Source organism: Xiashengella succiniciproducens, assembly GCF_023674465.1.
Lineage (GTDB): Bacteria > Bacteroidota > Bacteroidia > Bacteroidales > Marinilabiliaceae > Geofilum > Geofilum succiniciproducens.
Genome location: NZ_CP098400.1, coordinates 1429877 through 1455155, shown reverse-complemented (window position 1 = coordinate 1455155; position 25279 = coordinate 1429877). Strand labels below are relative to the sequence as shown.

General features: G+C 39.1%; 27 protein-coding genes and 1 pseudogene. 3 read left to right on the top strand and 25 right to left on the bottom strand.

Going from position 1 to position 25279, the window contains the following annotated elements; translation table 11 throughout:
* Window positions 1-10 precede the first annotated feature (10 nt).
* A complete protein-coding gene (locus M9189_RS06125; RefSeq protein ID WP_250725423.1) occupies window positions 11-1204 on the bottom strand; it encodes an MFS transporter in 1194 nt (397 codons plus the stop codon).
* Window positions 1205-1303: 99 nt separating this feature from the next.
* On the opposite strand from M9189_RS06125, the gene M9189_RS06120 reads away from it, so the two are divergent.
* Window positions 1304-1885 (top strand): IS30 family transposase, encoded by a 582-nt coding sequence (locus tag M9189_RS06120; protein ID WP_250725421.1) that lies wholly within the window; start codon window positions 1304-1306, stop codon window positions 1883-1885.
* A gap of 401 nt (window positions 1886-2286) precedes the next feature.
* Here M9189_RS06120 and M9189_RS06115 read toward each other — a convergent pair whose 3' ends face one another.
* The 21 genes from M9189_RS06115 to M9189_RS06020 form a co-directional block, all read right to left on the bottom strand.
* Window positions 2287-2781: a hypothetical protein gene (locus tag M9189_RS06115; protein ID WP_250725382.1), complete on the bottom strand. Its 495-nt coding sequence runs from the start codon at window positions 2779-2781 to the stop codon at window positions 2287-2289.
* A gap of 167 nt (window positions 2782-2948) precedes the next feature.
* Window positions 2949-4169: an NADase-type glycan-binding domain-containing protein gene (locus M9189_RS06110; RefSeq protein ID WP_250725419.1), complete on the bottom strand. Its 1221-nt coding sequence runs from the start codon at window positions 4167-4169 to the stop codon at window positions 2949-2951.
* A 282-nt stretch (window positions 4170-4451) separates the two neighbouring features.
* On the bottom strand, window positions 4452-5030 hold the full coding sequence (locus M9189_RS06105; protein ID WP_250722675.1) for a DUF1287 domain-containing protein: 579 nt from the start codon (window positions 5028-5030) through the stop codon (window positions 4452-4454).
* 164 nt (window positions 5031-5194) lie between these two features.
* Window positions 5195-5680, bottom strand: coding sequence for a pyridoxamine 5'-phosphate oxidase family protein (locus M9189_RS06100; protein ID WP_088656370.1), 486 nt, complete (start codon window positions 5678-5680; stop codon window positions 5195-5197).
* A gap of 26 nt (window positions 5681-5706) precedes the next feature.
* Window positions 5707-5979 carry a hypothetical protein gene (locus M9189_RS06095; RefSeq protein WP_088656369.1) on the bottom strand — a complete coding sequence of 91 codons (273 nt, stop codon included), beginning with the start codon at window positions 5977-5979 and terminating at the stop codon, window positions 5707-5709.
* A 580-nt stretch (window positions 5980-6559) separates the two neighbouring features.
* Window positions 6560-8785 carry a tyrosine-type recombinase/integrase gene (locus M9189_RS06090; RefSeq protein WP_250725417.1) on the bottom strand — a complete coding sequence of 742 codons (2226 nt, stop codon included), beginning with the start codon at window positions 8783-8785 and terminating at the stop codon, window positions 6560-6562.
* Complete coding sequence (locus tag M9189_RS06085) at window positions 8730-9365, bottom strand: hypothetical protein (protein WP_250725415.1); 636 nt, start codon at window positions 9363-9365, stop codon at window positions 8730-8732. The genes M9189_RS06090 and M9189_RS06085 overlap by 56 nt, the downstream gene beginning before the upstream one ends.
* 232 nt (window positions 9366-9597) lie before the next feature.
* The gene (locus M9189_RS12905; protein WP_305883193.1) at window positions 9598-9804 is read right to left on the bottom strand and encodes a GDCCVxC domain-containing (seleno)protein; all 207 of its coding nucleotides are present in this window, start codon (window positions 9802-9804) and stop codon (window positions 9598-9600) included.
* A 1-nt stretch (window position 9805) separates the two neighbouring features.
* Complete coding sequence (gene merTP / locus M9189_RS06080) at window positions 9806-10405, bottom strand: mercuric transport protein MerTP (RefSeq protein WP_250725413.1); 600 nt, start codon at window positions 10403-10405, stop codon at window positions 9806-9808.
* Entirely contained in the window at window positions 10402-10776 is a 375-nt protein-coding gene (locus M9189_RS06075) for an ArsR/SmtB family transcription factor (protein ID WP_087941489.1), read from the bottom strand. The genes merTP and M9189_RS06075 overlap by 4 nt, the downstream gene beginning before the upstream one ends.
* Before the next feature lie 271 nt (window positions 10777-11047).
* Window positions 11048-13069: a copper-translocating P-type ATPase gene (locus M9189_RS06070; RefSeq protein WP_250725411.1), complete on the bottom strand. Its 2022-nt coding sequence runs from the start codon at window positions 13067-13069 to the stop codon at window positions 11048-11050.
* A gap of 186 nt (window positions 13070-13255) precedes the next feature.
* Window positions 13256-13936, bottom strand: coding sequence for a DnaJ domain-containing protein (locus M9189_RS06065; RefSeq protein WP_250725409.1), 681 nt, complete (start codon window positions 13934-13936; stop codon window positions 13256-13258).
* Between the two features lie 148 nt (window positions 13937-14084).
* Window positions 14085-15335, bottom strand: a complete 1251-nt coding sequence (ltrA, locus tag M9189_RS06060; protein WP_250725407.1) for a group II intron reverse transcriptase/maturase — start codon at window positions 15333-15335, stop codon at window positions 14085-14087.
* Between the two features lie 732 nt (window positions 15336-16067).
* Entirely contained in the window at window positions 16068-16394 is a 327-nt protein-coding gene (locus M9189_RS06055; RefSeq protein WP_250725406.1) for a helix-turn-helix transcriptional regulator, read from the bottom strand.
* A gap of 3 nt (window positions 16395-16397) precedes the next feature.
* Window positions 16398-16739, bottom strand: coding sequence for a type II toxin-antitoxin system RelE/ParE family toxin (locus M9189_RS06050; protein ID WP_250725404.1), 342 nt, complete (start codon window positions 16737-16739; stop codon window positions 16398-16400).
* Window positions 16740-16872: 133 nt separating this feature from the next.
* Window positions 16873-17928: a transposase gene (locus M9189_RS06045; RefSeq protein ID WP_250723317.1), complete on the bottom strand. Its 1056-nt coding sequence runs from the start codon at window positions 17926-17928 to the stop codon at window positions 16873-16875.
* Window positions 17921-18274, bottom strand: a complete 354-nt coding sequence (locus M9189_RS06040; RefSeq protein ID WP_088656172.1) for an ISAon1 family transposase N-terminal region protein — start codon at window positions 18272-18274, stop codon at window positions 17921-17923. The genes M9189_RS06045 and M9189_RS06040 overlap by 8 nt, the downstream gene beginning before the upstream one ends.
* Window positions 18275-18572: 298 nt before the next feature.
* Window positions 18573-19985, bottom strand: a complete 1413-nt coding sequence (locus M9189_RS06035; protein WP_250725402.1) for a nucleoside hydrolase-like domain-containing protein — start codon at window positions 19983-19985, stop codon at window positions 18573-18575.
* A gap of 212 nt (window positions 19986-20197) precedes the next feature.
* Window positions 20198-20563 (bottom strand): hypothetical protein, encoded by a 366-nt coding sequence (locus tag M9189_RS06030; protein ID WP_062129131.1) that lies wholly within the window; start codon window positions 20561-20563, stop codon window positions 20198-20200.
* A 2-nt stretch (window positions 20564-20565) separates the two neighbouring features.
* The gene (locus M9189_RS06025) at window positions 20566-20940 is read right to left on the bottom strand and encodes a hypothetical protein (RefSeq protein WP_250725400.1); all 375 of its coding nucleotides are present in this window, start codon (window positions 20938-20940) and stop codon (window positions 20566-20568) included.
* A 451-nt stretch (window positions 20941-21391) separates the two neighbouring features.
* A complete protein-coding gene (locus M9189_RS06020) occupies window positions 21392-21901 on the bottom strand; it encodes a hypothetical protein (protein WP_250725398.1) in 510 nt (169 codons plus the stop codon).
* A gap of 241 nt (window positions 21902-22142) precedes the next feature.
* Here M9189_RS06020 and M9189_RS06015 point away from each other — a divergent pair, with 241 nt between their 5' ends.
* On the top strand, window positions 22143-23057 hold the full coding sequence (locus tag M9189_RS06015; protein WP_250725397.1) for a tyrosine-type recombinase/integrase: 915 nt from the start codon (window positions 22143-22145) through the stop codon (window positions 23055-23057).
* Window positions 23029-23951 (top strand): annotated as a pseudogene (locus tag M9189_RS06010) (IS91 family transposase). Before M9189_RS06015 ends, M9189_RS06010 begins: the two are co-directional and overlap by 29 nt.
* A 302-nt stretch (window positions 23952-24253) precedes the next feature.
* On the opposite strand, the gene M9189_RS06005 reads toward M9189_RS06010, so the two are convergent.
* The 3 genes from M9189_RS06005 to M9189_RS05995 all read right to left on the bottom strand — a co-directional run bounded on the left by M9189_RS06005 (window position 24254) and on the right by M9189_RS05995 (window position 25256).
* Window positions 24254-24538 carry an addiction module antidote protein gene (locus M9189_RS06005; protein ID WP_250725393.1) on the bottom strand — a complete coding sequence of 95 codons (285 nt, stop codon included), beginning with the start codon at window positions 24536-24538 and terminating at the stop codon, window positions 24254-24256.
* A 4-nt stretch (window positions 24539-24542) separates the two neighbouring features.
* On the bottom strand, window positions 24543-24842 hold the full coding sequence (locus tag M9189_RS06000) for a type II toxin-antitoxin system RelE/ParE family toxin (protein WP_250725391.1): 300 nt from the start codon (window positions 24840-24842) through the stop codon (window positions 24543-24545).
* A gap of 264 nt (window positions 24843-25106) precedes the next feature.
* Window positions 25107-25256 carry a hypothetical protein gene (locus tag M9189_RS05995; RefSeq protein ID WP_250725390.1) on the bottom strand — a complete coding sequence of 50 codons (150 nt, stop codon included), beginning with the start codon at window positions 25254-25256 and terminating at the stop codon, window positions 25107-25109.
* Window positions 25257-25279: the final 23 nt, after the last annotated feature.

Below are 25279 nucleotides of genomic sequence, written 5' to 3'. Positions count from 1 at the left end.
TGACCGCGTGTTAGGCAACGTTAATTTTTTCTTTTTTCTTGTCTAAAACTGTAAATATTATCATTAGTATAGTAGCAATTAATGCCATTATAGAACCAAAATAAAATGGCGCATTTGAATTAACCTTATCATACAATAATCCTGCAATTAAACTCGCAGGTAATAAAGTAATTCCAAGTACAGCATGATAAATTCCAAATCCCGTCCCTTTTAAGTCTTTACTAACAATATCAGAAATCATTGCTTTCTGGCTACCATCAGTCAATGCACTGTAAAATCCATACAGCATAAACAAGAAAATAAAAACATTTATACTATTAAACCTACCGAAAAAATAATAAACAATTGCATATACTATAAAACCCAGAATAATCAATTTTTCACGACCAATTCTATCCGATAATTTTCCAATCGGTATGGCCAGCAAAACAGATACTGTATTAAATATCATATATACAAAAGGAATGTATGATTTATCTATACCTGTTTCGCTTGTTTTTACAAGCAATAATGCATCTGCTGAATTACCAAGAGTAAACACGAAAATTATAATAAGAAAGAAATAAAACTTTTTGGGTAAAAGTTTTAATGAAATCTTATTGGTGGTTTCTTTTTTTTCTGCCTTTGCTTCTTTTATGAAAATAATAATCGTTAATACACCAAGAATTGCTGGAATGGTTGCTAATAAAAATATGTAAGAATAATTTAATGGAAAAATAGATAACAATAAGAAAGCAATCAAAGGACCAACAATAGCCCCACTATTATCCATTGCTTTCTGAAACCCAAAAGTTTTACCAGCTTCATTTTTTTTAATAGAGCCACTTATAAGGCTATCTCGTGGTGCCGCTCTTAAACCTTTTCCTATGCGTTCAAAAAACCGAAAAAATAAAATCTGAATTGGTATTCTTGCTAATGCATATAAAGGTGTTATAATGGCTGTAATACCATATCCGATAATCATGAATGGCTTGTTTTTACCAATCTTATCACTCCAGTACCCCGAAATTGCTTTTAATAATGATGCCGTACTTTCTGCAATCCCTTCAATTAAGGAGATAGTTGTTTTTGATGCTCCTATCGACAATAGGAATAGTGGCATCACACTATATACCATTTTGGTAGATGTGTCTGTGAAAAAACTTGTTAATCCGGTGAAAAAAGCATTTTTCTCTAATCCAAATATTTTTTTCTTTTCATCCATTTTATTAGTCCTGAATTCAAGTCACTAACGCAATCTAATTAGATTAAAAAGGTCTAGCCGAAATGCTACCTTTTAAATTACTAAACATAAGAGGATTGCATGAAACGACTAGACCAAGAAGAAAGATACCAAATTTACGCCATGAAAAGGGCAGGTTTTTCACAAAAAGCGATTGCCGATGAATTAATGAGAAGTCCTTCCACCATTTGCCGTGAAATTAAGCGAAATAGAGGTGAAAGAGGCTATAGACCTAAACAGGCGCATGAAAAATCTATTGCTAGAGCGGTCAATAAGCCTAAAAGCAAAAAAGTCTCAGCAGCATTGTTATTTAAGATAAATGAAAAATTACAATTGGATTGGAGCCCAGAACAAATTTTTGGGTATTACCAGAATCAAGGCGAAAAGATGCTTAGTCATGAGTCTATTTATCAATATATATGGCGTGATAAAGCAGAAGGCGGTCTACTTTACAAGCACCTTCGTAGAGCTTGCAAAAGCAAGAAAGTTTATGGTAAACGTGACCTTCGCGGCCATATAAAAAATAGGGTTTCCATAGATGAACGACCTCCAGAAGTGGATGAAAAAAAAGAGTTTGGACATTGGGAAATAGACTTAATGGTAGGGTCACACTATAAAGGGTTTCTAGTTACGGCAGTAGAAAGGAAACTAAACATACTTTAGTCGGCTTCAGTCAAAAAAAGATGCGGATAGCGTAAAAAAGGAGCTCATTTCAATGTTCAAACCAATTAAAGAATGCGTCAAAACAATTACTGCAGATAATGGGAAAGAATTTGCAGGACATGATAATGAGCCGATTAAACAATCGACCACGAAAAACTTTAGATTACAAATTACCAAAAATATTATTTAAATTAGAAAGAAGTAAAATTGCGTTAGTGGCTTGAATTCACAAGTCATTCCGCAGTGTCTTTTTTAATGTTGCCTAACGGTTGATGGTATGGTGTCGTGCGGGATTACGAGGCAATTTCCTATCAGTTTACTCCGACTTTTTTTACGAGCCACAAACCCTCGCAAACCGCTGAAACCCGCATGCACTATACCATTTGTTGTGCGTTCGTACATTATTTTATTTCATATTTCATCAAATCAATCAAATTATCAGGTAAATAATCAATACCCTTAAATTCTTTGATAATTATGGATTTAATATTTTCTTTAATATTCTTGTCTACATATGTTATTGACATCTGCCAAGCACCACCTATACTCCTGCAATTGTCCTCAATTAATATATCTGGCTTGAGCGATTCTACAATATCTTTATACTTATCTGAACCAGTCCTATAATATAAATAAGCACCAACAAATTTATATCTTATCAATAAATCTTTTATGGTTTGTGCTGAAGTTTCACTTTTTCTCGAAGTAAGGTAAATGATTTGAGCTCCTTGTCTATTCCATTTTTTAATCTTATCAATGCAATTTTTGATTGGCACGTATTTTTTCACATTAAAAAAGTCAATAAAACGTTTTGGCCCAAAGATAGTACCTTCAGTGAAAATCATAATAAGAGGACTTCCATCAACAGCATATTTGTTTAGCTCAAATCTTTCCATTTGTGGTTTTCTCTGTATGACGCACAACGGTCACATGTATGAAATTGTTGGGGGCTTGCGAGCGACGTTATTGTCTGCCGTTAATTAATTTGCTACGGGGAGTGGAGTTGCCTATACACACATAAACCCCCAATATTTTATACATGATGTTGCCAACCGTTTATAGTTCAATCGTTTAATTCTTCGACCCCAACAATAAGTCCGTTTGCTATAAAATTATCACCTGAACTTAGTTTTGAAATCGTCCAAGTTTCTTGTTCTCCTTCTAAATAGTCAATCGAAACCAGTTTTTCTGTTCCGTTTTCTGCTATAAAGAAGTCACCAATTTTTATTTTGTCAATGTTTTCAAATCCTTTGTATTGATTTGATTTATCAGGCTTTAGGGAAGCCCAACCTTTATTGTCAATTTTGAAAGGATGGTCTTGAGTTGAAGTTATTGTCAATCCGCTTTCAAATCGGTAAGTTACAAGTCCATGATGTATTACTTTTTCCGTTTTCTCAATTTTGGCAGATTTTATAGTTTTAGTATCAAAATCCATGTAAGCAACCAAATCACCGACTTGTAAGTCTTCAATGCTTTTGATGGTGTTATCGGCTAATTTGATTTCTGTGCCTTTTGCAAAACAATGAACATCAAGTCCGTCAAAATAGATTTCTGAAATTACAACGTCATCATATTTTAGTCCTTTGTAAACATCCAGTATTTCAAATTTCAAAGTCCAATCAGGTTTTGTTTTAAGCATATCCCAATTCTTTCTGTCGCTATTCCCTATTGGCTCAATCTTAAAACTCTGTGAACCTCGAATATCTTTAAGGTTCAGTATTGCATATGGTTTGTCATCAATGTAAACTTTCAGTTTTTTAACTCGTGAGTTGTTCTCCCAAGCCGTTTTACTTTTTACATATCCATTTACAACAATTATTTCATTTATTCTTGGGGAAGTTCCGCTAAATGTATATAAAAGGTATTCTCCAATACCATAACCGTCAACACCCTCAACCCAAACATTTTTATAGTTTAAATCATGTGCATTTTTAGGTTCGTAATTATTTTCTCCTTGTGATTTTAAATAACTAGATGCAGTAACCTCTTTCGGGCCTCCTCCACAATACCAACTGCAACCTCCTCCGATAATATCCCAGTAGTCTTCCATAGTTTCATCAACTTTAGAAAGAGCGTCTTTTTCTTGCTGTGATAAATCGTCATATTTTACACCATTTGACATTTTATCCCAAATCTTTTTGCAGGCTTCAAGATTGTCATTGAATTCTTTTTCCCCTGCAACACTCAAATCTAATTGTCTTGTTGATGTCGGATTTAATTCCTTTATCTGTGAAAATCCAAGCTGGGATATGAATATCAATCCCATTATTAAAATCTGTTTCATATTAGTACTGTAGTTTTTTTTAAATGGTTGGCAACGTTCGGCGGTATGTGGCGTTGGCGCAGAGTCGCGGTGGCGCGTGTTTTTGCACTCGTGGTGCGATGCAGGGTTATGATGTTGTTTTGTTTATTCTCGCGTTGGCAAAAACCGTGACACCAGCGGGGGTCCCCGGCGAGAGCCGGGGCAGCCTGTGCCGCCAGCCACAATACTAGTCTTTTTAAACCAGAAAATTCTCGCGGCACAGAAGCCAATGACATATACCGACCTGTTAGCACACGTATTGTTCTAGCCACTGTACCTATAGTGACCTATGATCTTAAATTTGAATAGGCAGTCTTCAACCACCTGACCTGCACCAATATTATGAACGATTTTATACCTGTCTGAGTTGAGGTCTTTGACATTTACCACGAAACCGATGTGTGTTATTCCACCACCAAGATCCCAGCATACAATCTCACCCGGAAGATAGTCTTCTGGCTTTTGGGAAATGGGCAGCTTAATACCTTTTCTTGAGAAGAAAACCATAAGATTTGGCACCCTTCTATGATCAATATTGGTGTCTGTATTTGTTAACCCCCAATTCTTTGGATAGGCTGAAAAGTTAACCTTCATGTCTTCATGTACCTCTTTTTGAAGGTCTATGCCCAGTTTTCTATATGCCCTGATAATTACATCAGTACAAACACCTTTGTTGCTTGGCACATCACCATTGGGGTAGGGGATTGAAAAGTATCTTGGGTCATACGTCACTTGTTGTTTTGTTAACTCTAGAGCAGCACCACTTAGTCTAGAGTAGAAGTCGTTCTGTGCTCCACAAAATTGGGTAAGGATTAATAACCATATTGTTAAGACGAATTTCATAATATGTGTGCTAACGCCCGGCTGTATGCGGTCGGCCGGGGCATTTCTGCCAGTTACGAAAATTTCAGGCCAAGCGCGACTGACGGGCGAGAACGAAACCCACTATATGCTGTGGAGCCCCGGCTGCCGTATCACAGCATGTTGTACCGTCGTGCATTATTATATTATCGTCCAGCTTTTCCGTGAATCTGTCTAACTCTAAGTTTCAAAATTTCCATTTTTGAGTAATAGTCATCCGATTTCAACTGCTTTTCTTTGATTACCGAATCCTTCTCCTCTAAATGAAGAAGTAAAATGCTCATACCATGTTTCTTTTCGTGCAAATCTTTTACAATTTGCATATCACCCCAGAAAACAACAGATTCATATTCATGTCCGCATTCGTCCATTACATATCCTTTATCCTCAATTACTGTCGCACAAACATTTTTGTTAGAATTCAAAAAATCCAACTTGAGACCATTTTTAGCGCAGTGAAAATAAAGTGTATCATTTTCGGCATCATATCCATAACTAAGCGTGACGATATACGGTTCATTCTCTCGACACATTGAAATCACAGCAAATTTTCCTTTTTCAAGGATTCTATCAATGTCTGATTTTTTAGTCAGTTCTCTATTTGGTCGATTATGTAAATGGTAATGCTTCATTATTATTCTTTCTGATTGTCAAGGTTTTAAAAAGGCAGGTTTTCTAAACCTTCATTATCAACCGAATCAGGTTCTTTGTTGTCTTGCTCTTTGAAATGATTATTAAAATCTTTTGCGCTATTTATTAACTCATAGTCTCCATTCAAATAGAAGTCCAAGTCAGTCGCATTTTTCTCGTAAAATTCATCGGCCGGAATGCCATCAATTACATAAACTCTTCGGAATTTCATTTTTCCACCAACGAAGTAAGTCTCTTTTATGAATTCACGTCCGTTTTTATCTATATGAATCTTTTTCACTTATCTATAATCCAAGTTAATTGCACTTCGGTTTTTGCATGCGGTACAACACCCAAATAAACGCTATTGCGTTTAGGAGTATTATGTAAGGAGGGAAATATAAGTGTAAGTGCCTCATGTAACGAGGATATAGACAAAATAGATATATTTGGTTATGAGGAAACAGAAGAACCTAGAAAGAGAGCTTAAAGTGCAAAACAAACGAGTTGCAAGTTCAAAACACTGAATCTTGGCACGACTTCGTCTTCCTCAGTCACATTGCGGCCAGGTTAAGGAATTAGGTCGGTGTAAATCACCATACAATAATTGCAAAAATTATTAACATTTGCAATATTAAATTAATGACTCTTACTAAACACTCAAATCAATAAACAACAGCACAATACAACACACAAAGGCAAGACATCGGCATATAATAGGAGCAATTAGCGCAACAAAAAGTCAAATAATCGACCAGTAAAGCGAAAAATTGCATAGCACAAACTACTCCCTTCAGGCTATTGAAGCAGAAAGAACAACATCGGGTAGGTGGCAAACCGAATGCAACCTACAAAGGAGAAGGCAAAAAAAGCTATGCGCATTAAGGTGGGCTGTGGGGCTTTTTACCAGCAAAACCTGTTTGGGCAACCATACGGTCGAAGGGACTGGCTACATTAAGCAGCGCATCACTTACTACATGCGTATAACGCTCCGTGGTTTTGATGCTTTTATGTCCAAGCAGCTCCTGCACGTACCTGACATCGCGACCTTCTTCCAATAAATGCGTAGCAAAACTATGTCGCAGCATATGCATATGCACCTTTCGTTTAATGCCGGCAGCCTTGGCCATCTTCTTTAAAATTACCGCCATACTGGTGGTACTGTATTGCGTACCGGGACTAGGGCCCTCAAAAAGAAAAACTTTGGGCTTTGCCTGATTCAAATAAGATTTGAGCCATTCATGCAAGTGCTGCGAAAACAAAGTATAGCGGTCGCGTTTACCCTTCGAATCCTTAATAAACAGCAAATTGCGCTTCAAATCCACATCACATAAGCGCAAATTACGTATTTCAGAACGGCGCAAACCAGCGGTGTAACCGATGGCAATCAGCAGCTTATGCTTTAAATTGTCGGTCGTGTTAAGCATGGCCGAAATCTCCGACAGAGAAAAAAAGTCGGGCAGATAAAAACCCTTTCGGGGACGCACCACATGCTTGTCCGAAAGCGTATGATTATGGATGCGTTCAAAAAAGAACTTAAAACTGCTCACCAGGTTGTCCTGGTGAGCACTCGACTTCCCCCGGTGCAACAACAGGTAATCACGCACCTCATCGTCCTTAATAAAAGCCGGGTGCTTATAATTGTAATAATCCAAAAACCGCATAAAAGCACCCAGGTACATCACCTGCGTCTTCGAGCTCAAGCTACTCTGCTTCAAAATTACCTCATATTGCTTCCGATAAATTTCCTCCAAGCGATAATGCCCCAAAATCCGGTACAACTTCCCCTTTAACGACTCCACAGAATAAGGCACCCCCTTGTCCTCCAACAAAAAAGTCGCCAGGTCATAAGTCCGTTTCAACTCCGCAACCAAATCGGCATAATAAGCCAAGGCCAACTCATTATTCCCCGGCATACGGCAGTCCTCCTCAAAAAGGTTCTCCGCATCCTTCGGCAAAGCACAAATTTGGTTTAAGGGCAGATTGGCATGATACACCAGGAAGAGCAACATCCTATCGCCGGGCGAAGCAATTCCATCCAGCAAAGAGCGAATTTCGGCATACGGAAGGAAGAGCGTAGATTTTCGCACCTCCGTTTTTTCCGCCAGCGGAAAAAACATCTTGTCCCTGCCCAGCGTCCGCTCATAATAAAACTTTACCGCAGCAATCATTTGCTTAAGCTGCGTTGAAGACAGCAGAACAGACTGCCGCTTCAAATAGCCATACAATTCACTGTAAGTCAACTCATCAACAATCCTGCCCTGATGATCCTTCAAAAAAAGAAGAAAACAACTCTTGTAAATTTCCTGCGTTCGAAAGCTCAAACGACGCAACAACATCGCCTCATCAAACCGCCTGACTGGCAGCTCAAAACCAGCCGGGAGAGCAGCTGGCTCAGCAGATTTCTCCAACGTAAGCACCCGTGGTTTAAAGCCAAACCCCTTCAAAACATCCAGCACCTGCAAATAAATCACATTATCGCCCGGAAAAACCCAACGACGGTCGGTCGACACATAGGTCCCTACATTTAAACGAGCCAAAGAGTTAAAAACAGCAGAATGATAACTGTGCTCAACATAAAACCTCTTATTCACCTTATCCACCAGCACCCTCGCAAGCAGCTCTGAAGCAACGGAAACATCATCCGCAACCCTAATTTCAGTTGGACTTTCCACAAGTGAATGTACATCTGCATCCATAGCTTTTTCCGGTTTATCATCCCGTTCAGCCACCTTTCCCCCATCCCCAAAAACAAGTTCCAAATCAGCAGCCCGTTCATACACCTCACTCAGCCAATGGCGGTAATTCTCCCGAAACGGCACATGCCAACACCTCAAAGATTTACTATAGGCACGCCCAGGCAAACCACGCGTAATAACATTAAAATCAGAATCCGGCAAATAAGCATCCGGCTTCAAAGCGAGGCGACGACACCCCTTATGCAAAACAGGAAAGACAAATAAACGAGCCATCAGCAGGGCAGAGTAAAGGTTATTAAAGCAATAAGCCCCAATATAACCCATCCCGACAAAAAAGTCAAGCCACTCACAATCAAGATGCCCGAGCATCACCAGCGCCCCAGTCCGCATTAGAATTATAGGCATCATATACATTCCAAACCCATACAATGAATGGTGCTATAAATGTCCACCAGAGGAAAAATCCAACAAGTCCGCCAATTACCCAAATTCCAATAGCTTTCATTATATGTCCTTTGATTAGTTGTCCTACGCCTGGCACAAAAAATGAAATCAAAGTAGGAACACCATGTTTTTGTGTGCTTACAGGCTTCTTTTCTGTTGGTATAACTGGTTTCTTAGTTTTCTCTATTTCGTAATTGAGTTTAATCTCTTTAAAAAAGTCCTTAACTTCCCAAAGTTTTCCTTTCTTAATATCGAACTCAATTTTATTCCCATCAGTCAAGTCAAATGTCAATTTTCCACTACTTTCAGTTGACTCAGCAAGTACGACTTGTTTGATTTCATTTTTCGCAACTGGAAATGGATGTGTTATTATTCCACCAAAACCCCTCGCTATTTTGAAAAGAAGTCCTTTCGGATATTTTTCAAGATGAATTACTGCATCTATTTCCTTGAGCGTCTTTCCATCAAGTATCTCATCAAATACAGCAATTCCACTCACATAGTCCAATTTCGCTGCAAGGACTTGTTGGTCATCAATCCACATTTTTTTCCCAATTATTTCTCGGATTTAGTCTTTTGTCAATGTTAATGTTGTCATATTCTGTCTTTTTTAAAATGTGTGGTAACGTTTCGCGGCTTGGCGAAGGTGGCGATTTTACCACAAATGTTCATACGAAGCACACTCTTCAAATTTACGATAAACTGTCATACGAAGAACTGAACCGCCACTTTTGCCAAACCGCTGTTAGTGGCTGGGCTTCTTTGTTATTCGTCTGTTAGCAACATTTTTTGTCCTGCTGAATTAGTGGACAAGCAACACTTCCGTAACTACAATAAACACAGCAGTCGCCTTGTTTTGGTTTTAGAACTTGTTTACATTTTTCACATTCGTAAAAATATTGACAAGCGTCTGTCGGCATTGTTTCTTCTTTCTTGTGTCCGCAGTTGGGACAAGTTATTGTTGATTGTAATTTGATTTCCATTTTAATTTTCTTTTTTGTCAGCTACAGAATATCCTGTTGAGTTTATTGCTTTTTCGATTTCAGAAATGTTTGTTTTTGAGTTGTCAAATTCTACGATTGCATTTTCATTTTCGTAAGATGCGTTTGAACTTATTATTCCTGTCAATTTATTTACTTCGTGATTTACGTGTTCGCCACAACTTTCACAAGTCATACCGCTAATCGTAAATTCTATTTTTTTAATATTGGATTTGTCCACTACTATGATTTGCTTTTCAGCCTTTGAGTAAAAAACACTTGAATAGTATGGAAAAGCAAGCATAACGATGGCAAATCCCGTTACTATTCCTAAAAACATTTTTGACTGAATGAATTTTGGTTTTTCTTCTGTCTCACAGTTGCAGTCAATTTGCTTTTTTGGTTTCAACTTTTGATACCAAGCAAAACCAAGCACTAAAATTGTCATTCCGATAAAATACGGTCGGAAAGGTTCAAGCCAAGAAAAAGTTGAGGCAAGTCCGCTTGTTCCTGCAATGAGAGCCAAAACAGGTGTAATGCAACACAATGAAGCTGCAATTGCTGTTAAAAGTCCTGCTCCAATTAGTTTGTTGTCTGTTTTCATAATGTTTCCAAAATTTTGTTTTCGTCAAGTATTTTGAAAAACGGTTTCAGCATTTTTTCATACTCTTTTGTTAATGAGTAAAAAATGGTTTGAGCTTCTCTTTCTGTTTCAATGAGTTTTCTGTCTTTGAGTTTTCGCAAGTGTTGTGAAACCGCTGAAATTGTCATACCAAGAATATCGCTTATATCACAAACACAAAGTCGTTTTTCTTCATAGATCAGAAAGAGAATTTTCAGTCTTACGTTGTTTCCTGCCAATTCAAGTCCGTTTGATAAATAGTCAAATGAGCCGTTGAGTTCTGAAACTCTGTCTTTACAGCGATTTATTTGTTTAATGTCCGCTTGTTGTCGTATGCAAGAATTGTTGTCCATAGTACAAAGGTAGTCAATTAGCTTATTTAAGCAACTACTAAAATACGAAACATCAAAAAGAACCCGATTTGTCTGTCGGGTTGTGTCGTCATAGCCTTGCCACTATCGTTTTGGCGCTTGGCGCAGTGGCGGGTTTCGGAGCACAAAACTGTCAATACACCACAAAAGTTGATGCGAGGTACAATGTTCAATTAACCACGTCACCCGCCATTGAGCCAAACGCCTGTTAGCGGTTCGTGCTTCTTTTCTGCGTCTATGTAACTTGATTTTCTCATGTCAGTCGTCTTTTTAATAGCTGTGCATTTATTGCTACTACAATAGTGCTTAAACTCATCAAAACAGCACCAATTGCAGGACTTAACATAAATCCCCACTTGTATAATACACCTGCTGCTAAAGGGATTGCAAGTATATTATAACCCGCAGCCCACCAGAGGTTTTGTATCATTTTATTATACGTAGCCTTACCAAATAATATCAGGTTGGCAATGTCTTTTGGGTCGGAGTTTACAAGTATAATGTCTGCTGTTTCTGCTGCCACATCTGTTCCTGAACCAACAGCAATTCCCACATCTGCTTGTGCCAGTGCAGGTGCATCATTCACTCCATCGCCTGTCATGGCAACATATTCCCCTTTGGTTTGTAATTCTTTTACTTTCTCTAATTTATCGTGAGGTAATACGTTGGCTATGTAGCCGTCCATTTTCAATTCATCACACACTTTCTTGGCTACTTTTTCATTGTCCCCAGTAAGAAGCAAGTTTTTAATACTTGCTTCTTTTAATATTTGAATGGCTTCAAAAGAGCTTTCCCTAATTTGGTCAGAGAAGGTAAAATATCCTGCTACTTCTTTGTCAATCAGAATATAAACAACTGTTCCTGTAAAATCATTGGTTGTATCGGTCACGCTAATGTTTTGTTCTTTCAGGTAATTTGGTCCGACTACTTTTATTTCTTTTCCTTCCACATTTCCTTCTAATCCTTTTCCAGGCAAGTAATTGAAATTTTCTGCTTTTGGAATTTTGATTTTCAATTCCTTTACTTTTCGCAAAAAACCCGCAGCGATATAATGTTCAGAATGTTGTTCAACACCTGATGCCAAACGGAGTAATTCGTTTTTATCAAATCCATTACCCAATACCTTCACTTCCTGCAATTCATGAGAACCTTTTGTAAGTGTTCCTGTCTTGTCGAAAACAATGGTTGTTATCAATCGAGCATTTTCAAAAGCAGTTCTGTTGCGAATGAGCAAACCTTTTTGTGCAGAAATGGATGTTGAAATGGCAACCACCAAAGGCACTGCCAAACCTAAGGCATGCGGGCAGGAAATAACCATTACCGTAACCATCCTTTCCAATGCAAATACAAAAGGAAACCCTAACAGCAACCAAACAACAAACGTAATGACACCACCGCCCAGGGCAACGAAAGTCAAAACCTTTGCGGCACGGTCGGCAAAGTTTTGTGTCTTGGATTTTATTTTTTGTGCATCTTCAACGAGTTTCACTACTTTGTTTAGGTAACTGTCTTTTCCAATGCTTACCACTCTAATGGTTAAAGACCCATTACTATTTACTGCCCCACCTATTACTTTGCTGTCTTTTTCTTTCTTTACAGGTTTGCTCTCACCTGTGAGCATACTCTCGTCCACATAACTTTCCCCTTCTATTACTATACCGTCTACCGGAACTTTCTCGCCCGGCTTCACCAGTACCATATCGTCAATTTTCAATTGACTGACCGGCATATCGTGAATGTTCCCGTCCTTAATATGGTGTGCAGTGGAAGGCATCATTTTTACGAGCAATTCCAATGAGCGAGAAGCACCCATAACCGACTTCATCTCAAAGTAATGGCCAATGAGCATGATGTCTATCAGAGTCACCATTTCCCAATAAAAGTCCATACCCTGCAAACCAAAAGTGATAGCAACACTGTAAGCCCAGGCAACTGTAATTGCAACGCCAATCAGTGTCATCATACCAATGGCCTTATCTTTTACTTCGTCATACAGCCCTTTTAGAAAAGGGTAACCGCCATATAAGAATATGAAAGTGGAAAGAAGGGCTAACACATATTTGTCGCCTTCAAAAGTGACTTCAAATCCTAACCACTGCTGTATCATGTGCGACAAGGCAAGTACAGGAATGGACACAATCGAACAGATTACAAATCGCTTCCAAAAATCGGCAATATTATGTCCTGCGTGTTTATCGTGTCCAGAGCCACTGTGTTCGGAATGGTGGTTATGTGTGTGGGTGCTTTCGGTATGATTATGCTCTGAGTGTTCCATATTTTTTGTTTGTTAATCTATTGTTTTGGGTGTTGTTTTAGCATGACCGCTAACGGTTTGCAATATAACCAGTGGCGGTTTGCGGGCGACATCACTGTCAACCGTTACAAAACTTTGAGCGGGGCAGACGCTTTCAAGCCACCACTGCGACCGACATTGGTTATATTGTTTGTTGTGTTGCGTATTTCATTTATCATTCTCTTCAATCGCTCTATTAATAAGTCTTGAAATCTTTCTCATTTTTGCCTTGCGCCCTTTAATCAATGGTATATCTCCTTGTTTACCAATTAGAACAACATAATATTCACGAAAAAATAGTGCATATATACCAAACAATAGTAAAAATATACCTATAAAGAAAGCAATTGTAATTATCCCAATTATAATCATAACGATACCGATAAATACAAAACTAGAGTTATCATCTTTTCTTATTGTTGATTTATCATAATCAGTTAGTTCGTAACTGCGACCGTCACAATTTACATATAATCCATTTAAAACTAAATCCTTACTAGTGTAAAAGACTTTTTTTCGTTTATTCCTTTCTTTTTGTTTTTTTTCTCTATCCTTTCTTTCTAGTTCACTTAGTAAATCATCAACCGAAGAGCTTTTATTTCTATATTGATTGAAATTAGAAGATGAATAATTTGATGTTTTGTATTGAGAATCAAATTGTGCTCTTTTACTATCATCAATTAAAATGTCGTAAGCCTCTTTTATCTCTTTGAATCTCTCTTCAAAAAATTTGTCATTATTCTGCTTGTCAGGATGAAATTTGGTCGCATATATTCTATATGCTTTCTTAATATCATCCTTGTTGCAATCTGGCGATAATCCGAGTATTTGATAGTAATTTTTCAACATATTTTCATTGTAGCAATCTGTCTTTTAATATGCAACACAACGGTGGCGGGTCGAGTAGGCAAAGGGAACTTCCTCCTAAGCCTCTCACAGAACCGGACTTGAACCTCTCAGCTCATCCGGCTCTTGTTATACAAATCGATGCACTTCATTACGAAAATCCCAGACTCCATTGGTAGAACAGTGTCGGATATTGCTCTTTCACTCTTTCCAACCATGCATAAGTGCCGTTGATAGTCGTTTTGTAGCGCTTGTACCGTTTCCGTGCCCACATCACAAGCCTCCGCCGTAATAGCTGAAAGATTGGGTTCATTTCCCATATTCTGAACTTTCCATAGTAGTTGATCCAACCCCGGATATAAGGCTCCAGAAATTGCGCCACTCCTACTATGCTGTTATGTGTCAGGGTCTCAACCTTCAACTCTCTCATCTTCTCTGCTATGCGTTTCTTTGAACTCGTGCTGATGGCGCAGTCATAGCCAAGGAAAAGTTCCCTGGTCTTCTTTGACCTTGCGGTGCGAGGTTGGAATGAATAGCTCAGAAAATCGAACTTCACGTTCTCAAACGCTCCCTGTCGCCTGTAGTCTCTACAATAAACAAGCTTCGTCTTTTCCGGGTGCAGTTCCAACCCACATTGCTTCATCCGTTTGTTCAAATTACGCATTACGTAATCAGCTTGTGATTTACTCTTGCAGTGCAGTATTGCGTCATCGGCGTATCGCACATAACTGACTCTAGGGTGGGTTTGCTCCAGCCATTTATCCATGGCATAATGTAAGAACAGATTTGCTAATAACGGACTAATTACACCTCCTTGTGGCGTTCCTTTTCCTTGCTTCATTACCAGTTCCCCGGTTTTAGTTTGCACGGGTGTTTGAAGCCACCTTTCGATGTACATTAGGCACCACCTTTCGCTTACATGTTTCTTTAATGCCAACATCAACTTCGCATGGTCTATGTTGTCAAAGAATCCTTTGATATCAAGGTCAATTACCCAGTCCGAAATTCTGACATTCTTCCGTACCTCGGCCAATGCCTGATGAGCATTCTTTCCGGGGCGGTAACCATAAGAATGGGGACTGAAAAGTTTCTCGAACCTCTCTTCCAAATAATCTTTCACGACCATTTGTGCCACGCGATCGCTGATAGTAGGAACACCAAGTTTGCGAAATTTGCCGTCTTTCTTGGGTATTTCCACTTCTTTTAACGGCGGCGGGAAATAACTCCCTGACGCCATCCGGTTCCACAGTTTGTACAGGTGACCAGACCGGTTGGCATTGTATTCTTCCATACTAATTTGGTCAATTCCTGCACTCCCTGCTTTGGAGCGCACTTTCTTATAAGCAAGCCATACTTGGTCCTTACTTACTGGTACCGATTTTGTCTCATTCCATAAAGTCATCCTCTTGCGAGTTGTTAAATGTTATGATCCGGTATAACTTGCCCCCTTCGCTCTGCTCTCATTACAATCGCTTCTTTGCTACTACGGGGCAATCCGCCCCTACATGGTACTTCGGTTTCGAGCCTCTGGGTTGTTCCCATTGTGCTCATCCCTTGGCATTACCATGAAGGTTCCCGAGTTCCGTAATTAAGCCCGAATATAGTTCCTGCCCTCTGAAAGACGCCAGCCGTATAGCCAATAATTCAGGCTCCCGCTATACTTATAACTCCGTTTGCAGCCCCACAACCTGGCTCTTCACTAAAACAGTCCACTGGACTGTTTCTTAACGCTCAGCCCTGTAGCTTTTGACTGGGTGTACAACTTCTCGACTCCTCATCAAGGGTTCACTCTCGTTCAGCTCCTATATCCTTACCTGCACTATCTCATGGATAGCCTTTTCCTAAACGCTCAGCACCATAGCTCTTTACCACAGCACCTTTAGGTGGTTTGATGCCCTCTCCTGTAAGACGACACCGGTGGTTCAACTTACAACTGTTTCCACCATCTTAACTACAGCATGCAGAACAATATTTTGCCGATGTTCTGCTTCTCGGCACACTATAAAACGTTGGGGATTGCGGGCGTCCTCACTGTCTGCCGTTAATAAATTTGCTACGGGGAGTGGAGTGCCTATACACACATAAACCCCCAATATTTTATACATGATGTTGCCAACAGGTTATGTTTCTTCGTCTAGGCTATATTAACTTTCTGGTCAAGCAGTTCGATGTTAAAATTTATCTTTGCATTAAGCGCCTTAAACACTTTCAAAATGGTCTCAAATCTGGCGTCGGTAAGACTATTTTCAATTTTAGAAATCTGTGCTTTCTGAACACCAATTAATTTTCCAAGTTGTTCTTGAGTTAAGTTCCTTTCTTTTCTTGCTTGTTTGATTGCTTCTCCCAATAAATCAAGTCTCAATTCATTTTCAAAGCTCTCTCGTTTAGGGGTTCCCTTTTTGCCAATATATTTGTCGGTCAGGACATCAAGGCTGGTTGTTTTCATTGGTTTCTTTTTCATGGCTTAAATGCTTTTTCGTTCAAAATACTCTTTCCTGATTCTCTCTGCTTTCTCGATTTCTGATTTTGGAACTTTGTCAGTTTTCTTAATAATTCCATGAGTCGAAATTACTACAGTATCAATTTTTTCTGACTTGTCCCAAAATGCAAATAGCCTGAAATAGTTTTTGTTATAAATAGTCCGAAATTCCCATATTTCACCAAATAGTTTCTTAAATAATTCTTTGTCTTGAACAATGCGAGCTTTGTGAATATTATAAATCACTTTATCACGCGATTTCTCATCAAGTTTGTCGAGAAACTCTATGGCTTGGTCAAGTAGTTCAACTTTAAATCTTTCAGTCACTTTGCTTTTTATTCAAAGATAAAAGTTTCTTTCTCAGGAAACAAGGGATTGTCTCTTTTTAACTTGTTGGCAACGTTTACGTGTATGAAACGTTTGGCATTTCGAGGATCACCCGCAAAAACATGTGTTTAGCTCATGCATAAATTAGAGTTAACCTGTAGAGAAAGAAGTTAACATCAATGACTCCTCTAAGTTGGGTCCTAAAGTGTTTGATTTTCGCATTAAGGGATTCTGCTGATGCATTGGTTGACCGGTTAACAAAGTAGTTCAAGATCTCCTTTTCTCTTTGATAGATTGTTGCTGAAACCGTATTGAATGCGTCATTTTCAAAATCAGTCACTTTGTTATACCACTTCTTTAGTGCCTCTGCCGCCGACTCCTTTGTTGCCATCTTGTTGGAAAAGATCATGCGTAAGGAGTGTGTCAGGCTATAGGCGGTTCTCAGTTTTGGAAAGTACTTAAATAGAAGCTCAGCTCTTAGCTTTTGAGTCTCGGTCCAGTTGTCGGCAGAGGTCATAAGAAGGTATCTGCTGCGTGTAACCAATTCACATAAGGTGTCTCCATTTTCAAGGTATTCGGGTTTATAGGCTTCATTCTTGCGATTAGGTTTCCTGCCACGGTTACTAACCTTATTTTTCTTTCTGCTGACCATTCTCCGATGCAACTTCATTTTGTGCTGCTCTCGATTCTCAATTTCCATTTTGCGCGCCTCACGCTTTATTTGCAGCCTGGTCTCCTGCATAGCCTCATTACATAACTGCTGAACATGAAAGCGATCCAGCGTTATTATGGCATCCGGAAAGCACTTTTCTACAATGGCATGCATGCTGTCAGAAAAGTCCATTGTGACCTCTTTAACCAGCAGGCGCGTTTCAAACGGGAGTGTCTTTACTACTTTAACAACATCGTTTATCTTCGTTCCTTTAACAATAGCAACGATGGTGCCTTTGCGCCCGCGAGCACTCTTGTTTGATATTATCGTGTAGAGCTCTCCTCTGGAAAGTGATGTTTCATCGATACTGAGAGAGGCTCCCATATTCTCAGGAAATAGAAGCCATGATTGCGCATGTTCAGCATCAGACCACTCAGAAAAACCACTTAAATGCTCTTTGTAGGCCCGCTCAAATTGGTCGCCCTGTATAGGATAATAACGCTCAAGAGATCGCCCTGTTATGGGGTGTTTATCCAACAAATTCTTTTAAAAAAGCCGCAAACTCATTGGAGTAGCGGGTGCCCTTACATATCAGGCTCCAATCTCGTGAAACGCTCTGGCCTCGAGCATCAAGCCATCGCCGTCGGCGTAAGTGAAGCACTGCCTGCCTGTCTCGTATAGGAAAATCTCCCATTAAGGATTCAGGATAAAAACCATTTGGCTTAAGCACATCAACATGGTCCGGAGGGATGTTTAGTTCTTCCAGATAGAGGTGAAGACGTTTGTCCTGCTCAACCTTTTCCTCTTCGACTTTCACTAAACTGAACGATTTGCTGATCTCCTCTGGGAGCATCAGCTTGGCTAATTCAATGTAAGCATTCATAGTGGTCTTGTTCGTTGGTACTAAAGCTACAACGCCAAGGTTGAAAAGACAATACAATAATGCTTGATACAGAGTTTAATTCCACAGGTTTTTACTGGTGATCCCATTTCGAAGCGATTTTCTATCAAGTTACAACTACTTTTGATACGAGCTGAAACGCTTGATAAACCACTGACTGCCAAATGTTTTATACACGATGTTGTATGCTGGTGTTTATTCCTCAATGATTATTATTTCAAGTTTTAAATTAAACCCTTTTACTTATCAATCAACAAAGTAAGAACAATCAAATACTAAATTATTCTGATTTTAAGATTATCCTGCGGTAACTTGTTAAGTTATGAACACCATCATCGGTTACCTCACATATAATATGAAAATTCTTACCTGCTGCATCAGTCGGTATAAAAACCGAAGCAATACTTGAATCACTTTTAGAAATTTCAATTTCTCCAGAATAAGTTCCAGCTTCGGGTATTACCCACCATTTATATCGCAATTGGTCGCCATCAGGGTCGAATGATTTAGATGCATCCAGCTTAATTTCTTCTCCTGTTTTACAAACTATCTCAATGGGGTTAATCCCTTTATCATCATTGATGTTTACAACTGGATTGCGGTTACCTTTTCCTTCTTTAGCCCAATCCATACGAGCGGCGAAATTGTTAAAGAGTGCTGGATAAAAGTACGCAAAATATTTAGTGCAAATCTCATAAGCTTCACCTGTATAATTTGTATAAGAAAATGTAAGGCTGTCGCGTCCTAAACTATACTCAAAATAGCCACTCCAACTAACCTGAGTTGGGATATCCGGGTTAGATAGCCCATTTGGCATAAAGTGCATAAAAGCCGGGGTATCTCCTTCAACTCCCCACTTATACTTGGGATACAGGGCACCGAGGTTGCCATGTTTTTGAATATGAAGTGCGTATTCATTCCAATTATTAACACCTGTTTCGTTTTGATGCTTCCATGAGCATTCATCCCAAAAAAACATCAGGTCTTCATTAAATCTTCTCATCCATTGGTGGGAACTATTAGCATAGTTAATGGTGTCGCCCCTTGACCAAGGCCTGTCCTGGTCGGTGATAGTATAAATACGAAACTTGCTCAAGAAAGCTTTTAGCTCCTCTGGTGACCGATCCTGTTGTACACGCCAAATGGCTTGTGCAAAAGTATTGCCTCCACCCCAGACTGAAATCCAAATTGGACGCTCGTCATTCTCGTCTGCCATTCGAATAATTAAATTGCTCCCATCGGAATCATTGCCATCACCAATGAATTTCATGCCCATATTTTTGCTTCCCAATATAGTTCGCAATCGTAAATAATTAACTGAAGGCCAATAGCCAATTTCCTGTTTTGATTCATCGTTTGCAAATTTTTTCTGATTTGACCTTTTCATTAGATTCGGCAAGTCTTTTTCATACGCATTTAATGCATCGTTAATTAGGTCAATACGTTCACCATTTCCGGTATTACTCCAACCTGTTGTGGCAATCAGTGCTTCTATCTCGAACTGGTCGGCATGGACTAATAGTCTAATCATAGATTCCATATCATCCGGCTCAATATCATTTGGAGCAATATCGGTTAGTACAACGATTCGAGGTTTTAAATCTTTTTGCTCTGGTTCTTTATTAGCATATGCTTGTGTTATAATTAAAATTAGAGCTATTACAACTATGCTTTTAGTTTTGATTTTTCTCATTTTTTTCAATCTTTATATTTGTATAATGCCATTTGTTGTCTTTTTCACACTTGCATACAACGTGTGGCGATATGGTGCGTGGCTAATCGTCTTGGCATGTATTTTCTGGCCGTTAAGAATACTCTACGGTGAATGAAACTTGCAGTAAATATGAGATTTAGCCATGCACTATAACGCGTGTTGTGCCGACGTACTTTATTTTAATCTCCATTTTACAATTCCCTTTTATCAGTCTTTTTATTGCCATATATATCAACATTTTCTGATTTTGAATATTGTTTCCAATCTCTTAACAACTTATTAAATTCATCAGTATCACAATATTCAAATCTTTTAAGGGCATAATACATTCCTGTTATTGAAACATCATTAAATCTTGAGCGATGTCGTTTTTGGCAATTCGGACACCACATCATAGGGGGTTGAATGTTCAATTCTTTCCGAATCTGGCGTAATTTCTCATTCAAATCGGTAACTAAACTAAAATGCTGTTCAATGGAATAATTTGAATTCCACTTATTCTTAAGAATATCCTTTAATTCTGGAAACCAAGTAGTATGTGCTTGTCCTGCTGGCATAATTAGTCAAATTCCTTTTCAATATCTTTTTGTTCCATTTCTTCGTGGGTTACTCCATAAGGATATCCTCCGCTTGTATACCCAATAATCATTGCAAAATGCTCATCACTTTCAATTTCACAAAAGGCATTTAATTCATTCTCTCGCTTTTTCTTAAATGCAAGTCTTTGCTGTTTAAGTGATTCCATAGATTGACGCAACTGTCTTTCATATTCATCCGAAATTTTAAATCCTAGCAATCTTAATTCTTTAACTGCACAAATTTTGTCAACGGAGTACTTTTTTGAATATCCCTTAACAATATTATTCCCTGAATATATTTTTATCCAATCCTTTGCAGATTGAAGTCTATATTTTCTATCAGGAGTTTTTTTCATTTATTTACATCATTGCAGGTCTTTTCTAGTATGCGGCACAACGTTCGGCGGTATGTGGCGTTGGCGCAGAGTCGCGGTGGCGCGTGTTTTTGCACTCGTGGTGCGATGCAGGGTTATGATGTTGTTTTTTTTGTTCTCGCGTTGGCAAAAACCGTGACACCAGGAGGGAGTCCCCGGCGGGAGCCGGGGCAGGCCGCTCCGCTTACCACTAAGCAGTCCTCTTTAGCCAGAAAGTTCTCGCGGTGCGGAGCGCCAATGACATATACCGACCTGTTAGCAAGCGTAAATTTTAAAATTTAATGATTCCGCCTTCATTTCTTCCGATTTGATTCATTTTCTCATTCTTGCCAATCTCATACAAAAATGAGAAAAGAGCAGAATACAATTGAAAACACTTTTTCCAATCCTCATTGATCTTGGTCAAGAAGATTTCAAGTCCTTCAAAACTGATCTAATTGATCTCTTTTTCAAACAAATGCGATTTGCTTAATGTATTATTTATAGCTGATTCTATCATTTGAAGTAGAATAACACCTTTGAAATCTGCCTCAAGGTAGTCAGTGATAAATACACCCCTGTATGCATATCTATCGCAGAAGGATTTGATGATCTTGATATCCAAGTGCCCACCAATTTTATTTCTTACATGCTTCCAATTATTTGTAAGATCTTTTATTTCTTCAATTTGGAGCTTTAGATCTGGTCTCAAGTTTCTTGCAATAAATTTGTCATTTAAAACATTATTTGCAAGTGAATTATAACCTTCAAACAGAGAGATTATGTCAATAGCACAAAATGAAAACTCTCCCTTTGCTGTAATAGATTCAGGACACTTAGGATTTGGAAACTTTATGGATCTAATTCGGTTAATTTCTTCATTTATTTTTAAGGACTTGTAATGTAAGTACTGAAGCTTTATTTGGATCGCACTTATATCTGAGGATAGAGAATTATCTGTCATGGCATTTTATGCTTGCTAACGGTTACGTGTATGGTGTCGTTTGGCGATTCGAAGCACAAACCTGTCAAACCGCTACAAAAACTGATGCGGGGCAGAATATATCATGCAACCACCTAAACCCCAATGTTTTATACATGATGTTGAACTAAATCCCTACGGAATAGCTCCTTTCAAAAATAACACAAATCTTTCTAGCCGCAAGCCGTTATATCTGTATTATTCACTTTAAAATAATGCAGTTATGAGAAAGAAAACAAGCTTAACTATTGTTGAGCGTGCCATGGTACTTGTCCCTGAATTCAAGTCCAGGGCCGTGAAGCTGGAGCATCAGGTGGTACTTCGTGGCCAAAGCGCCAGCACCCTGAATAATTACATCAGGCGCATTGCCCTGTTTGTCATCCATTTTGAAAAATTACCCGAACAGGTTAGCGAAGACGAGATCAATGAGTACCTGGTTGCTTTGGCACGTGATCCCAAGGCGCCTTCGCGCAGCAGTTTCAAGCACATGGTTTACGGTCTTAGGTATTACTACCGTTTGTTGGGCATGAACAAAAAGGCCATTGCCCTGCCTTCATTAAAGCAGGACACCAAGTTGCCGATTGTCCTGAACCAGCAGGAACTGAAAATGCTGTTTGCAGCACCTGCACTGCTTAAACACCGGATAATCCTTACGCTCATTTATTCTGCCGGATTGCGAGGGCAAGAGGTCATCAATCTTAAAATATCAGATATTGACTTTGAGCGGATGGTCATCCACATTCGCCAGAGCAAATACAAGAAAGACCGAATAGTCCCCTTGTCCCCTACTATGGCCATTGGACTCGAGAAGTATCTCAGAGCCGAGAACCCGCATGTTTGGCTGTTCAATGGCAAAGAGCCTGACGGTCGCTACAGCGTTAAAGGATTATCTTGGGTAATGCGGGAGAACCTTAAAAAGACCTCTATTGCCAAAAGTGTCAATCTTCATTCCTTACGGCATAGCTACGCAACGCATTTATTGGAGCAGGGATTAAACATCGTAACCTTAAGGGATTTATTGGGCCATGCCGACATTTCTACTACGATGATTTATCTTCATGTTGCTCAGTGCCAGCACATAAACCCTCACAGCCCTTTAGACACCCTTTATGGAAAAGCACTGCAAAAGCAAGCATGAATTGGCTCATATTGTCCGCCAATTTGTGAAACCCTTGTTGCGGAGCGGTGAGCTATCCCCCAAACAAATCAAGGTTTTGTACAACATCCTCCAGTGCTGCACAGCTTCGGTTATACACATTACGGTTGTGAAACCGGAGCCGTTGCGGTGCTGCATACCTGGGGGCAAAACCTTTCTCTGCATCCGCATTTGCACTGCATTGTTCCGGCAGCCGGTTATTCCTTGTCGGGGAAATGGCGCCATATCGGCAAATATGATAATTATCTGTATCCGGTGCACCAGTTGAGTGCTGCCTTTAAAGGCAAATTTCTGGACAGCATAAAAAGGGAACTGCGAAAACTTTCTGCAATGGATGGCTTTAAAGTCTGCTTAGAGAAGGCCCATCAAAAAAAGTGGGTGGTCTATTGCGAGCCCTCTATGGCAGGTGCCGAGCATGTTATCAGGTATCTGGGGCAATACACCCATCGCATTGCCATCAGCAACCAGCGGATCTTGAACGTTGATCCAATACACGTAACTTTCGTAGCTAAAGACTACCGGGACCGGGCACAAAAGAAACCGGTATCACTGACCGGCGAAGAGTTTCTGCGTAGATTCTCTTTGCATGTAATGCCCGATGGTTATGTGCGTATTCGACGATTCGGCATTTATCATCACTCTACAAAGCTTCATCTGGATTTACAATTTGTGCCCGATGAAAAGCCCGACATTGAACAGATGGCAGCTGACCAAAACGATGAAACGGCCTCAGAGCGCATTTTAAGGCTGACTGGATTTGACCTAACCAAATGTCCGCATTGCAAAGAGGGTCGTCTGATTGTCATTAGAACCTTACCCAGGATACGGTCACCCGCAGGAAATCTGCCCTCATTGCTTTTTGCGAAGTTGCAGTAACCTACAAAACACCCCCTTAAAAACTTCATTGACATGAGGTTCGGCATCGTATTGCCTTAACGGTAGGTTTTCAGCCAAAAAGGAACAGATTTTCAACTTCTCAGCCACTACGACCAGTCACTTCTTAAGTTCAAATGCTTAAAAACGGGAAGACGGTACCACGGGTGCCCTTGCCAAAAACATCAAAAACCGACTTAAAGTCCATAAAAGCAGGCTGCAGACCTAGCGGGATGTAGTTCAACCGAGAATAATCGCTGGGTCGTTCCGACCGCTCATATTCCTATATATTATGGTGCGTTTTTTTATGCATTCATGGGATTTATTTGTATCTGTCCGCCTATTGCTTTTAATACTTTCATAATCGTCTCAAACTGAGGTTTTGCACCTTCCGATAAAGCTTTGTATAAACTTGTCCTACTTAATCCAGTTTCTTGAGCAATTTTGGTCATGCCGATTGATTTTGCTATATGTCCAATAGCTACAATTACATCGGCTTCGTTTCCCTCTGCTAAAACAGTATTAAGATATTCAGCAATCATCTCGTTACTATCTAAATAGTCAGCTATATCAAATTTTGATGTTCCCATCTCTTTACTTTTTAATTCGTTTTAAAATCTCTTTTGCCTTTTCAATGTCTCTCTGCTGAGTTGATTTATCTCCACCAATAAGCAGGATAATGATTTTTCCGTCAGATTCTTTAAAGTATACCCTGTATCCTTTAGCAAAGTCAATTTTCAACTCCCGAATACCATTCCCAACAAGTTTGCAGTCGCCAAAGTGTTCATCATTCTCAATCTTTTGAATACGAAACAATATTTTGGCTTTGGCTCTTAAATCTTTAAGTTTTCTCAGCCATTTGTCAAATTCTTCTGTCTTCTCAATTATATACATTCATCAAAATGTATTCATTTGGATACAAATTTAAACAAACTATTCTAATCGTAAAAGGCTTTATTTAAATAATTATTGGCAATCTTATTTGAGTCTAAAATGCTGTAAATATGTCTGTTAAAATGCACCATAACGGTCAAGTGTATGAGCAGTGGCGGGGTTTTCCTCACATTGTTTCATATTCGCACCGCTGTTTATTTTATTCATATTCGTTTTATTTATAGTACTTTACCCGCCATTGCTTATACACATTGTTAGCCGCTTTTATTCATCAACTAATTTTTTAACAGCTTCATATAAATCTCTTAATTCAAAATCACCCATATCTAAAATAGGTTCATACATAAATGAATTGATATGAATATTTTCAGGTGTAATTAAATTAACCCTTTTCAAAATTTCAATATTTTCCAATTCGTTGTTAAATTCTGGATCAC